At 39.4% G+C, this 12790-nt stretch carries 19 protein-coding genes; 1 reads left to right on the top strand and 18 read right to left on the bottom strand.

The genetic code is table 11. The annotated features are described in order from the left end of the window. Positions 1-61: 61 nt before the first annotated feature. From C7820_RS16695 to C7820_RS16625, 15 genes are all read right to left on the bottom strand, one after another. Positions 62-1072 (bottom strand): hypothetical protein, encoded by a 1011-nt coding sequence (locus C7820_RS16695; RefSeq protein ID WP_116232013.1) that lies wholly within the window; start codon positions 1070-1072, stop codon positions 62-64. After that, positions 1072-1584 carry a hypothetical protein gene (locus C7820_RS16690; RefSeq protein ID WP_116232012.1) on the bottom strand — a complete coding sequence of 171 codons (513 nt, stop codon included), beginning with the start codon at positions 1582-1584 and terminating at the stop codon, positions 1072-1074. The genes C7820_RS16695 and C7820_RS16690 overlap by 1 nt, the downstream gene beginning before the upstream one ends. 83 nt (positions 1585-1667) lie before the next feature. Continuing rightward, positions 1668-2252 carry an NUDIX hydrolase gene (locus C7820_RS16685; RefSeq protein WP_116232011.1) on the bottom strand — a complete coding sequence of 195 codons (585 nt, stop codon included), beginning with the start codon at positions 2250-2252 and terminating at the stop codon, positions 1668-1670. 216 nt (positions 2253-2468) lie between these two features. After that, positions 2469-3017, bottom strand: coding sequence for a GNAT family N-acetyltransferase (locus tag C7820_RS16680; protein ID WP_116232010.1), 549 nt, complete (start codon positions 3015-3017; stop codon positions 2469-2471). A 32-nt stretch (positions 3018-3049) separates the two neighbouring features. Beyond that, on the bottom strand, positions 3050-3424 hold the full coding sequence (locus C7820_RS16675) for a VOC family protein (protein ID WP_116232009.1): 375 nt from the start codon (positions 3422-3424) through the stop codon (positions 3050-3052). A gap of 16 nt (positions 3425-3440) precedes the next feature. Then, positions 3441-3935: a DinB family protein gene (locus tag C7820_RS16670; protein ID WP_116232008.1), complete on the bottom strand. Its 495-nt coding sequence runs from the start codon at positions 3933-3935 to the stop codon at positions 3441-3443. Positions 3936-3984: 49 nt separating this feature from the next. Next, positions 3985-4743 (bottom strand): hypothetical protein, encoded by a 759-nt coding sequence (locus tag C7820_RS16665; RefSeq protein WP_116232007.1) that lies wholly within the window; start codon positions 4741-4743, stop codon positions 3985-3987. Between the two features lie 26 nt (positions 4744-4769). Beyond that, a complete protein-coding gene (locus C7820_RS16660) occupies positions 4770-5465 on the bottom strand; it encodes a DinB family protein (protein WP_116232006.1) in 696 nt (231 codons plus the stop codon). A gap of 152 nt (positions 5466-5617) precedes the next feature. Beyond that, positions 5618-5986, bottom strand: a complete 369-nt coding sequence (locus C7820_RS34105) for a GNAT family N-acetyltransferase (protein ID WP_116232005.1) — start codon at positions 5984-5986, stop codon at positions 5618-5620. Positions 5987-6385: 399 nt separating this feature from the next. After that, positions 6386-6841, bottom strand: coding sequence for a GNAT family N-acetyltransferase (locus tag C7820_RS16650; protein ID WP_116232004.1), 456 nt, complete (start codon positions 6839-6841; stop codon positions 6386-6388). A 112-nt stretch (positions 6842-6953) separates the two neighbouring features. After that, positions 6954-7163 carry a signal peptidase II gene (locus C7820_RS16645; protein WP_397334199.1) on the bottom strand — a complete coding sequence of 70 codons (210 nt, stop codon included), beginning with the start codon at positions 7161-7163 and terminating at the stop codon, positions 6954-6956. Between the two features lie 76 nt (positions 7164-7239). Then, positions 7240-7797 carry a GNAT family N-acetyltransferase gene (locus C7820_RS16640; RefSeq protein WP_116232002.1) on the bottom strand — a complete coding sequence of 186 codons (558 nt, stop codon included), beginning with the start codon at positions 7795-7797 and terminating at the stop codon, positions 7240-7242. Positions 7798-7812: 15 nt separating this feature from the next. After that, on the bottom strand, positions 7813-8001 hold the full coding sequence (locus C7820_RS16635) for a hypothetical protein (protein WP_116232001.1): 189 nt from the start codon (positions 7999-8001) through the stop codon (positions 7813-7815). A gap of 20 nt (positions 8002-8021) precedes the next feature. Further along, complete coding sequence (locus C7820_RS16630) at positions 8022-8525, bottom strand: 2,4'-dihydroxyacetophenone dioxygenase family protein (RefSeq protein ID WP_116232000.1); 504 nt, start codon at positions 8523-8525, stop codon at positions 8022-8024. Between the two features lie 45 nt (positions 8526-8570). Beyond that, positions 8571-9026 carry an NUDIX hydrolase gene (locus tag C7820_RS16625; RefSeq protein ID WP_116231999.1) on the bottom strand — a complete coding sequence of 152 codons (456 nt, stop codon included), beginning with the start codon at positions 9024-9026 and terminating at the stop codon, positions 8571-8573. A gap of 298 nt (positions 9027-9324) precedes the next feature. Between C7820_RS16625 and C7820_RS16620 the strand changes: the two genes are divergently transcribed. Further along, positions 9325-9789, top strand: coding sequence for an AraC family transcriptional regulator (locus tag C7820_RS16620; RefSeq protein ID WP_116231998.1), 465 nt, complete (start codon positions 9325-9327; stop codon positions 9787-9789). Between the two features lie 274 nt (positions 9790-10063). Here the strand turns inward: C7820_RS16620 and C7820_RS16615 are convergent, their stop codons facing one another. The 3 genes from C7820_RS16615 to C7820_RS16605 form a co-directional block, all read right to left on the bottom strand. Further along, positions 10064-10504 carry a pentapeptide repeat-containing protein gene (locus C7820_RS16615; RefSeq protein WP_116231997.1) on the bottom strand — a complete coding sequence of 147 codons (441 nt, stop codon included), beginning with the start codon at positions 10502-10504 and terminating at the stop codon, positions 10064-10066. Between the two features lie 297 nt (positions 10505-10801). Continuing rightward, on the bottom strand, positions 10802-11221 hold the full coding sequence (locus C7820_RS16610; RefSeq protein ID WP_116231996.1) for a GNAT family N-acetyltransferase: 420 nt from the start codon (positions 11219-11221) through the stop codon (positions 10802-10804). 149 nt (positions 11222-11370) lie between these two features. After that, positions 11371-11934, bottom strand: a complete 564-nt coding sequence (locus tag C7820_RS16605) for a GNAT family N-acetyltransferase (RefSeq protein ID WP_116231995.1) — start codon at positions 11932-11934, stop codon at positions 11371-11373. Positions 11935-12790 lie beyond the last annotated feature (856 nt).

Raw genomic sequence — 12790 nt, 5'->3', positions numbered from 1 at the left:
GGACTTTTTTGGGGATTGTCTTGAAACTCAATTTAGAGGAGATTTGTTTTTTATAACTCAGCTATCTCAGATAGCCTTTTTGTTCCCAATACTCAATGGCGAACGTTTCCGCCTCGTAGGGAGCTCTCCCTTCAAGCAAGCTCCGATTGAGCGAAAGCAGCGTTCTCTCGGCCATACGAAAGAGCCAGTAGGCGGTCTTCAGCTTGTCCGGATCCCAGAGGGGAAAAGCCTTATGTTCATACCCATTTTCAGCCTGGTAAAGAATATGGACGTATTCCGTTCCATCCGCATCTTTTTCAAGTACAAAATGGTAGATGTCCATCTCCTCTCCTTTTTCTCTTGCGAGAAGAAAGCAGGGTGGTTTTTCTTCCCCATCGCGAACCACGCCAGGCTGCCGAAACGCAGTGTATATGCTGCCGCTCCAGAATCCGCTTTTATCATCGTCATAAAAGTCATCATACGGTTCAGCAAGAGGCAAAGAAAGGAGCGCTCTGATTCGTTCCGGACGGATGAATCGGCGATAGTATTCGAACACGGACACTTGCGTCAGCAATGTGCGCCAACCGTTTTGCAGAAGAAGATGGATATCGTTCGGAGAATGAGCGTCCAGCGCGTGCCATTCGGTTTCTTCCCCTTCAATGTATCGCCACCTGATGTTCAGGCTCAAATCCTGTTTTTTCGAACGCCGGACCCACCTGCTTAGTCGTCGATCCCCCTGCTCATTCTCTTGTGTCTCTATGATGACCGCCAAAGGATCTTGCTGCAAATAAACCGCCCGATATGGCGATGGAGCCTGCGAACGAATAACACGATAAAAATCGTCCTGCAACCAAAACTCATATTTCCGGTTTCCGTTTGCGTTAGCTTCGGACGGCATCAAGATCGAGTCTGTCAGCCGACACAGATTCACGATGCTGATTTCAGCATTTTCAAACAGGAAAGGGATGTCGATTTCGCTTGCGGCAGTGACTTTAGCTGGCACAATGACAGAACGTCCGCTTTCGAAATGTTCCAGCATTCTCTCTCGGTACAGCATGACCTCTTCATCGGTCTGGATCAAGCAGTCCTGCATTAACACCTCTTGAAGCAAGTCTTCGTCAAGGTCATACCCGTTCCCGAATTCGTCCCACTCGCTGATTCGAAGCTTATCAATACATGATACTCTTCGGTATCTATAAAAAGAAGGGCAGCAGCATTTCCTGCTACCGTCAAATCGCCGTGATTATAATCCCCCCAGAACAACTCCGACACCTGCAAATCGCCTGTCACATAAATCTCCTGGCCACCAACAACCATATTTCTCGCTTGGAGATCGCCGAATACGATAAGTCCCGTCGCACCATCGGTGTCCTCATTATAGATATAGGAATCAACGACGAGATTGCCGTCCACCAATACGATAAAGACAGATTCCTCACCTAAGGGCTTATCCAGATTCAAGCTATCGAGCCGAGTATCTCCCTCGAGTAATATGACGGATTCGTTTTCGAATTCGCCGTCGTTTCGTTCATTGCGAACATAAGCCCAACTGTCCACTGGCAGCAAATGTTTGATTTGTGAAAAAGGCAGGACTTTATAGTTCATGATTCTACTCCCTAACGGATTAAGTTTTTGATTTCAACAGCATAGGAAGATCATTTGTTCCATAGCCCAAGCAAGGATCGGCGTCAGTCGGGCTGCAGCGCGAATACCATGTTATCTGATATATGACCTTTTCTGAACTGCTCACGAAAATACCAATCTTGTATCTTTTCTTTATCTGTCATTTGATCCATGTCCTTGTTCAATTCAATCAAGATATCGTGTGTCCATTTGTCATTTTCATAAACACAACGGTGTTCATAGCAGTTTGCGTCGTCTATAAATCGATGTATGCTTTTCGGAATGATATCCGCGATCCCGTTATTTTCCGGGTGCATAATCCACTCCAAGCTCTTCCAGTCCAGGATTCCTTCTGGTGTCTTTATGGGAGTCTCATGGATGAAATCGGACGGTAACTCAGCAAAATAAGCATACATCCCGCCGGTTAACTTACCATCTACAATCCAAGTTACAATACCCTTAAAATCAATGGATTCCAGGGCAATCCCTGTCTCTTCCTCGATCTCTCTTAGCGCAGACTCTCTTGGCGATTCATTCTCTTCGATTTTTCCGCCCACGCCATTCCACCTTCCCATCCAACTCGGCTTTTCCCGGTTAAGGAGCAGGATTTGATCGCTTTGTTTAAGGAAGCAAATGTTGTATTTAAACATGGATAACCGCCTTTCATGACAACGTATAAAGAGAATTCACAAACCAGATGTTATTATATAAGTAATAAAAACCAAGTGCAGCAACACTTGGTCAGTACAATTGGCTTGGATGGTTTATTCCCTTCTGAGTCGAATATGAACAAAACCCACCTTCGGCCTCAACCTTTGGGTGGTTTTTTACTTTCTCTTGTTGTTATTATTGATGTGTGTCTTCTGCTAACCTACTTGATAATTTTTCTTAAGCAATGCAAATATGGCAGTATCAACAAACTGATTTCTCCAATAAAAATGTTCCTTCAATATCCCTTCTTCGCTAAATCCGACTTTCTCAAGCACCTTCCTTGAATTCACATTCCCCGGTTCAACGAATGCTTCGATTCGGTTTAATCCAAATTCACGGAACCCGAATTCAATCACCCTCTGAATGGCCTCGGTCATAAAGCCCTTACCCCAGTAATCTGGTGTCAGTTCATATCCAATTTCGGCTTTAAAATGATGTTTCATCCAACCATGATACCCACATGTGCCAATGACACGGCTTTCAGATTTTAAAGTAATCCCCCAGCGAATGCCTAGATTTTTCTCAAATCTTTGCTGCCACCGATCAATTAATTCCTCAGCTTGTTGTACATTCGTAAAACTCTCCACATCATAAAATTTTGTTACTTCATCCAATGAGAAATAATGAAACAGGTCGCCTGAATCCGCTGGTGTAATCTGTCTTAGAACCAATCTTTCCGTTTCTAATATGGGAAATGGGGTCATCCTGTCTTCTCCCTTCAGTGTGAGTACCGAACTTATCCCCCGAACGCAATTCTATACCCATCAATGTCTTGAATCGTGAATTCACTAAAAAAATCATTCAAATCCGGACCTTGTACAATGGGGATTTCTTTATCCTTGATCTCTTCTAGCAATTGTCGAACATTTGTATAACAAAAAGCATCAAAATAGAGTCCGCCTTTAACAGATGAAAATGGTCTTACATCTTCCGGATCAGCTGCTTGATGTAGAATAAAGGTTACTTTATCTCTTGTCATATGTACATGTTGGACAACCGGACCACCAACGAGTTCATAACTGAAACCGAGTTTCTTGTAAAAATCGATTGATTTTTCAATATCTCTCACAAGTAAGACCATGGTTGGTCCGGAAAATGCAGCCTGATTCATCTTCGAATACCTCCACTTATAAATTGGGATTGTTAATATCGAATAATCCTCTGCCAATCAAATTTGCTGTAACAGGCTTCTTTCCGATTTCTCTTGCCCATACAGACAACTGACCGATGTGGTGGATTTCGTGGGCGATCAGATGGCGCATAACCTCGCCGTATGTATGGGCTTCTCGTTCCCCTTCGTCCGTAATATCGATCATAATACGGTCTTCCAAGCTGTCGTTCCAATCATAGACAAATGGAGCAATTTCTTCGTGGCAGCGCGCAGAAAAATCCTTAATCTGCTGCACACTGGCCACTTTCTCAAACGGAGGGATTTCAACTGCTTTTTCAAGGATTCCGCCGCATATCCAGCCATACTCGACCCCCACAATGTGATGCAGCGTGGGAAGGAAGTAGCCTATGCCACCGGTGCGTTTTTTCAGCAGCTCTTCTTCACTCACCGTATCGCACCAGTCTAACCAATCTTTACGAACCTGACAGTTATACTCGAATAATTTCAGCATGCTGTGGCCTCCTTATTTGGTTGGTATCTCCACAATATCAAATTCAACTTTATTTATTAAGATTATTTTGAACATCTTTCAGTACTTCGTAAAACCACTGATATGCCTGCTGTGTATGCTTACTAATATCTTCTATAGAATTCACTTTATATAACTCTTCTAATTGTTGAACAATTTCTCTAGGTAGATGCTTAGAGATACAGACAATGTAATAATCGTGGTTAATTGGCTTGTATTTTATTCTTAATACTTCTACTAAAGGGGAGATCATAAATTTATGATAATATCCTATAGCTTCAATAAATTTATTTCTCTCTATATATTTTTCTATTCTTGCTTTCTGCTTGATAGTGTTTTCTAGATGATACAATCGATTTCGCAAAGTTTGTTGTAATTCCGACTCGTTATGTTCTCTGATTTGAATGACTTGCTTTTTGTCAAATAAAACAATAGGAACTTCACTATCATTGAACCTGTCAAATTCAATGGGTCTATGACTATAAACATTCACATCAATAAATAAGTAGGATGGTGTGTTTTCTAAGTGAAAAACTTTGTATCTCATATTTGGATGGTGTCGTGGTTCTTCGTAGGATAAATCAAGTGCTGCAATCTCTTCCAATAAGTTTTCACATATTGAAAGTGCGTTTGTTTCAAATCCGCTATTAACATGTATGACTAAATCAATGTCAGATAAATGATCCGATGTGCTTGTTCCATCTGACCCCTCCAACCATAATGCATTAATTTCAGGATAATTGATCATTCCCTCGCTTAAGTGTGAAATAATACGTGATCGTATCCCCATTTTTAGCTTCCTCGCTTTTTTGGGTGCTAGTCTCCCTTTTTTTGAATCCTTTGTTTAATTCGAATTGATTTATTTAAATGCAAAAAGATATGTCTTGTCGCCGGCATCAATATTAATCCTGCAATCGTCTTTCCCCCCCAATATTCAAGCAACCAGGAAGCTTCTTTCTTGACGGCTTTTTGCTCTTCAAGTACTTTAATTCTTTCGGCTTCCACCTTTTGATTAAACGCGTTGGGCAATAGACGAGATACAACTTTACGAGTTTTTCGCCCTACTTCAATTCGATAGGCCATTAGTGCTTGAATATCAATATTTTCACTAAGATCGGTAATTTCAGCTTCTGTCATTTCGTTTCCAGAATGGGGGAAATTCACATTAAGCTTCTTGTTCCATTGACCTGAATGCAGCACTTGTTCATCGTTATTTACAAGTACGTTCATGGTCATATCTTCAATGCGAGTAATGTGCCAAATATGCCATACTATGGAGTTCTTGGTATCCGGAGCTGTAACAGGATATTTGCGGAGTGTTCCTTCACAAAGGTTAATAAATAATTCGTCTTCAAGAGTAGGAACAGGTGAATTGCTCATTCTTGTTGCATGTAACAACCTATGCTGATCCAAAAATAGTTCAATGGAAGTTTGATGTTCATTGGGTTTAAGAATGATATGGGTTAGTCTTTTATGATTTTCATTCCATTGTTTTCTTTGCTTCAAATCCACAATGAACCGTCCTTTGCTTAATCGATTTTGGGGTTGTGTTTTACAATGAATATAGTAAGGCTCTCATCCTTTTAGTTACGATACCTCAATAATTCCTTCAGCAGTGTATGGATAGTCCATTTGTTTCTTTATATTTTCTATTTGTTCTTTCCCTATAAATTGTAATTCAATAATAAGGTTTTGGATTTTGTGTTTACTCTAGTTCTCCATACCTTCGATGAATACCAAGTTGAGCCTATATTTAAATTGTTATTTTCTTCTGATATCCTAAGATATCTTGTTGTTCCTACAATTTCATTTGTCTCTTTATCATAAATAACAAATGGAAACTGCTCTTTCCGATCACGCCCATCCAATGCTTTTTGGACGAATTTCTCCATCTCATTTAACGTCCGAATATGGGTTGGATAGTTTGCCCAAATTTCTGGGTCCCTAGAGCATTCATATAGATGTATACTGTGTTCCAATTCTAACGGAATTAACTTTACTCGTTTTCCATCCAGTTCTGAAAAAACAAACATCTCATGCCCTGCCTTTCGTAATTGGTACGTAATGTTCTTTGTAGCTAAGAACCAGGGAGGGTTTAAGGCACGAATGCGTCTGCCACATTGATCACATTGCTAGCAAACAATAAGGATAGGAACCGCCAGGTATTAATTGTTTGTTAGTTGGAATACAATCTTTCCTGATTATACCATTATGCTTCCAAACACACCGAAGGATTTGTTACCGGAATGCGCTTGTATTCTAATATTAATTGATGGTCTCACGACTTAAGAAGTGAATTCGGGTCGCTGCGGACCTAGAGAAAGGGGATCGGGGCTAAGCTGACGAAAAATGAAAAAAAGGGGGAACCGAGTTCTCCCTGTAGGATGCTTGACTATCCCCTACGAATTACAATTCACAAGGGCTTTAGTTCGTTATGATTTAATAGTAAATGTAAACTGATAAACGCTTGATATCTCTCCACCAAGTTTTTTATAAAATTCAACCGCGTGTTGATCAATAGCATCTGCTTGAACAAAAATTTCATGGATTTGCTTTGATTTACAATACTCGACTAATTCCTTAACCAGACGGCTTCCTATTCCCTTACGTTGGTCATTTCCTCCTACCGCTATGTCATATAAATACAAACTTGAACCCATTCGATCATACATGGGTAGTTCGTATCCGGTTAATCCGCCAATAACCTCGTTGCCTTTTATTCCAACGATACAAATAAATAAAGGATTTGATAAAAGCTCCGCAATATTAGCATGATTGACGAAATCCGTATGTGGTGATTCAAACTCCTCATTGAACAGCAATACTAAATCAAAAAATATCGATTCATCACCTACTTGCAGCTTCTTATATGTAACATTCTTATCCATGTTAACCTCCAATTTAATTGAGTTATCTTAATGGATATTTCATTTCACCTAACAGCCACAACATACTACTTTCTTGTTTTAACGCCAATCTGATCCTCGCAGCTGCCGGCGTTTACTCTTTATGAACCAGTTCCTGCAATTCTTTTTCCCTATTACGTGACTCTTTCAAAAAAAGAATCATCACAACAATAACTCCAATGCATAAGAAGGAATCGGCCACATTAAAAACGGGAAAGTTGAAAAAATGAACTTGTATCATGTCCACAACTTCCCCTTTAAAAACTCGATCGATAAAGTTGCCCATTGCTCCGCCTAACTTCAGAGCTAGACCATTCCCTCATTCATCAATATTTCAGCAATCCGAATGGTGTCCAACTTTCCCTTGTCAGTCAGCCATGTTATTTAATCCCTTCATTTTTTCGAAATTCGTTCTCTAATATGCTCATCGTAATGGAGTCATGGTACTCATGGTTATAAAAGAGAACCTCTCGCTGGATTCCCTCTTGTATAAATCCTAACTTTTCATATGCTTTTATGGCTCTTGCATTATATGAGAATACGTTAAGTTCAATTCTATGTAGATTCAGCACCCCAAAGCCATAATTCAGTAATAATTTTAGAGCCTCCGTTCCAAATCCCTTGCTAAAATCCGCTTGATTAAATAAGGCTATCCGTATATTGGAATTGCGATTTACATAATCTATATCCTGTAGTGCAACTTCTCCAATAATACGATCTTCCTCTTTAAGAACGATCAATAAGTGAATACGATCCGTTTCATTCTGTATTTCTTCAATATAATTTTCGATCATCTGTTTTGAAAATACTCTTTGGGTTCCCGTCAATCTCCTCACTTCTTCGTTCAACATGTTCGGGTAATACATATCGGAATCTTCACTTACAAGCGGCCGAAGGTAAAGCCTGTCACTTTCCAATGCTCTGTTTAATTGCTGCATAGTAATTCCCTCCTGTTATTTATATAAAAAGAATGGCTCGTCCTCAAACGGATCCTGAGGCACAGTAACTTCCACTTTTAATTTTAATGAGCTCTCTGTATCATAACCACCTGAATGAGAGGTGGTATGCGGAAATCCGTGTATCTTCCCTAATTGAATAATCACGTACTGATTATTTTCACCGTATATTTGAAATTGGTTCATTGTCTTAAGCACCTCAACTCCTAATAAACAAGATCTTCACGCACTTCGATTCCATTCTCATCACAATAATCTCTATATTTTTTGAGCACTGTGAAAATATCGTCTTGACCAATAACTACGTTATTATGATCGAAATACTGCAAAGATCCACCCAGAATGAATAAAGTTATAACTTCCTCATCTTCAGTAATAAGCGTATGAATGTCCCCAGGCGGTTCAAAAATAAAGGTTCCAGGTTTCGCCATCCAATGACGTCCTTCATATCTCCATTGTCCCTGAATGTTGTATCCTATGACAGATCCTCCAGTGTGCCGGTGGCGTGTTAGCACTTGATTACTCTTTATCTTAAAGAGGTATATCCAGGTGCCGGTGGCAAGGTCAAATCGAAGAGGTTTAAAATAACAATTTGCTTCTTTCCCCTCATCGAAAGGAACCCAAGGTAAATCTTCAATATCAAAGACCCTTTCGGGTAATTGGAGATCCTCAGCTAATTTTACTACAGCATCTTTAATCAATGGATTCATGGTATATGTCTCCTTTTATGATAACGATCTGAATCACCGCAAGAATTATCTGCTGTTGCTTTCTTGATCGAGATGACCCGCCAATATACCTGCTCTTCTGATGATTTCAATTCGTTCTCCTCTTCCTTCGATGTTCATTATCATGTCTATAGCCGTTTCAAAATTTGTTATGATGTAGCCTGTCTTTTCAAATCCTTCAGGTATACTCACGAATTTATTAACTTGAGCTAGAAAATATACGGTATACGAATTGGTTTCCTTCCAAAACCAGCTAGCAAACGGTATTCTTGTCTCAGCTAGTTCTATCCCTGCTTCTTCTAAAGCTTCTCGCTCTAAACCCTCTTGTATGGATTCATTCTCTTCGAGTCTTCCACCAATGGTAGTAAGTACTTTCTCTTCCCGATCCCAGACCATCATCAGATTGCCGTTATCAAATACAGGTACACAGTGAACTCCAGCAATTGGGAAATCTGTCGGAAGTTCATGAATCAATTTTAGCATGCTTATCCCTCCCTGAATCCATTACCTTAGTTTTGGGTAAAGGTGTCGCATCTCTTTTACTTTCAGCCAAGAGTGAACACCCCTAGCGTGAATATTATGTTAGCTGAAGCCATCAAGCTTTTATGATCTTTACCTTATTGCGCGTCCTTTCATTACTTTCAACATTTTCGATTCAATGCCTGCTTTTCCTCCCGCTTTTGCTTACACCCAAATGGGCTTCCGAAAAAACTAATGAATATATTTTTATATCATGTTAGCATGCGTTGTGTATCCAATATCATCCAGGGAGGAATGAATCATGGTGATTAAATTTGAAATGATGCCAAAAACCCGCATTGCTTTTGTGCGCCAAGTAGGTCGGTACGGTCCTCAGAACATCCAAGCAATGGAAGCGTTAAAGAAATGGGCTGTGGAAAAAAATTTACTCAACGGATCATCCATACTGCTTGGAATTGCCCAAGATAATCCGGAAACTACGCCTCCTGAGGATTGTCGTTATGATGCTTGTATTGTTATTTCAGACGATTATCGGATAGAAGACACGGATCATAACATTTTCGAAACTGAACTCGATGGTGGACATTATGTTACCTATAAGGTGAAGCATACAGCCGAGGATATTCAAAAAGCGTGGACTGATATTTTTCCTGCGTTAAATAGTAGCGGATATCAAATAGACAACAAACCCATATTCGAAAGATACATTGGTGATATGTTGTTTAACCATGATTGCGAGATATGTATACCTGTAAAAGCGTTATAGTCCAGCGTATGATAACAAACTCCACTGCCTTGATGGTCATGATTAGCTTTCATAATTTGTTTATGAATATGCATCACTTTTACCTAAGGCTCTCGTATTCACGACGTCGATCTCCCTCTGATTGCTCCTATCTTAGGGAGATCGATGTTTCCACGTGATTCAGCCCCTGCTCATCTCCCCGGGCGAAGCAAAGATCGGCGTAAGCCGATCCGCAGCGTGAATACTATGTTATCTGTGTGCCAGTGCCGTCTTCGAGTGACTCACAAAAAGTTTATCATTTGTTCTTAAGCAGCTCTTCTATCAATATCCCGTTGATCTTTAAGCCGGTAATGTCACAATTATTTATCTCCATATTGCTCAAATTACAATTATGAAACACTATAGGCTTATAATCTCCGTTTGGATCATAATTTCTGTCACCTTCCTGAGGCAAAACAATATTTACAAACTCAGTCCCGAATAGATGTACATGATCTACCTTCATATGGCTCATATTTGCGTGCTGAACTGAAGTCGCGGATAGGTTAGCATTTCTAATATCAACTTCACTAGCATTAACGTCATTGAAAGTCATTCCACTCATATTTGCATTATTAATCTTAGACTTTGATAAGTTAATATTATCGAAGTCTAATCCCTCCGCATTAACTTCTTTGAACTTAGATCCTGAAATGTCTTTCATCTCCAATTCCATCTTTGCAACTTCTAATCCCATGCTCATTCTCCTTTTCAATTTAGGTTTGAATTTAGGTTTGTATGTGAATTTCAATGATGTTTAATAAAAGGTTCCTACTGGTTTCAAATAACATCTCCCGTATGAACGAAGCGACCCGGCCTTAGATAACTCCTATCTTAGGCCGGGTCGTGTGTTGTCTGAACCATCTTCCATGATTATACATCTGACAACCAAGGGGCGTCAGCCCCAAAGTGTGATGTAATGGGCCCACTTCTTCGAATAAAGACAAGACGTCGGCCCGCTAAACGATCTTCTTACTAAAGACCTCTATTTTTATTATTCATATACTAAAACCCAATACTTCTCTCCGGGTTTTCCTTCTTCAACAACCTTTTTCCATCCACTTTTTTCATAGAAACCCAATGCTTTATGATTTTCAGATACACACTTTAATCTTACGGGCTTACCCATTTTTTCTATAGCATGGTTAACTAATTGAGTACCAACCCCTTTACCGCTAAAATCGGGGTGTACAAATAAATTATGAATAAAGTTTTCAGGTAAATATAAAGATGCGAAACCAAGGATTCGCGAATTTTCTTCAGCTAATAGTATATATTCTTCAGTTGTATCTCTCTCAAAATCATCTAAATTCATTTCTTCTGTATTCGCCCAGTGAAAGCTCTTGCGGCGTGATTCAAGATATATTTGTCTTAACTGAGGGTAGTCTATTATACTTGCTTCTCTGATAATTATAAGATCAATCTCCTATCCACAAAAAATTATGAGTTATATAAATATAATAAAGGATATGGTGAAACCCCTTCAAGCAGCAGAATGTCGCGAATGAATAACACATGGAAATAGGTTAACCATATAAGTTCTTCTAAACTAAAAAGCCACAGCTACGCAGCTGTAATAAAATCTTTCTTCAGCATGGAGAATATCAAAGTATCCGTAATGAACTCACCAAATATATAGTCCCGAAGCAAACCCTCCTGTACAAAACCCACCTTTGATAAAAGTCCTACAGATGAATGGTTATCCGGCATTACTTTGGCCTGTATTCGGTTCATATCCAACTCATTAAAGGCAAAAGGAATAATCGTTTTGATCACTTCAGTCATGATCCCTTTTCCCCAATAATCTCTTGATAAGTTGTAGGATAAGTTAACCATGGATCCTCTCACAAAATCGTTCAATACGCATGTCCCAATAATTTGATCCTCTTCTTTCGTAGCTATTCCCCAAGTGATCATTTCTTTTCTAGTAAATGCGTTTTGAAACCGCGTAAATGTCTTGGAGGCCGTCTCGATATTTTTGGGCCCTGGATATCCCCAATATTTTGTTACTTCTTGATCTGAGAAATAACTGTAATATGCCTCGGCATCTTCCGAACGTAATTCTCTTAATATAAATCTTTCAGTTTCAAGCTTAGGGAAAGAAGAAAATGCATCTTTAAAAGGCATATTGGATCCTCCGGTTTATGGGTTTTTATAGCTTCTTATGCCATCTGCGAACATCTTCCATGATTATACATTGGATAACCGAGGGGTGTCAGTCCCAAACGTTAGGCACTGACGTGCCTATTTGCTTAGACCTACAATGTCCTACTAAAATTCATCAGACGTATCGTTATCATTCACTTCCCAGAATTTGTTAATAGTGATAATGTATTTATAACTAATTAATATTAAGGAGATAGTTAAATTGCATAAAAAGAAATACTTTACCCTTTTACCACCGTTCCTCCTTCTTGCGATCATCCTGGCTTTCACTCTTCCAGAGGATAAAAAATCTTTGGCATTACTTGCTATGATTGCATTTTGGATTACTTACTATGTTTGGATTTACATTGAGAAGCGGATACAGAAGAAGAACGAATAGTATTTGTTCCGACTTCTGACTCTACTGCGTCATTACCTCTATTCTTATTGATGATTCATCGTTAGTGGTTATTGATGGATTAAACCCCTTATTTTGTGCTAAGGTCTATACTGAGGTGCATCCATGAATGGTAAAAAACTTGTGCTCTTGATTGTGCTTATTTGTGTATTTGGATTAATCGCTATCTATGGGTTAGTTTATTTGATCATATGGTTTGCTTTTAATTCATAAATTTCGGCCCCGGCGTCTTGGACTACAATCTAACTTCTGCTTCGGGAGGTAATAACATGAGTGGTAAAAAAATTTTCCAGCTGGTAGTGCTCATTTTTGTAATTATCGAAATCGGGTTAATTGGATCCTATTTTGGGGCGACCGCGGAATCTCCAACTCAATAAACATTAAGTTGCGTTCCCCCATCGGTCCGTCAGTTAGTCAATA

Source organism: Paenibacillus sp. VMFN-D1 (assembly GCF_003386155.1).
Classification (GTDB): domain Bacteria; phylum Bacillota; class Bacilli; order Paenibacillales; family Paenibacillaceae; genus Paenibacillus_AQ; species Paenibacillus_AQ favisporus.
This window is presented reverse-complemented; position numbering and strand designations above follow the sequence as displayed.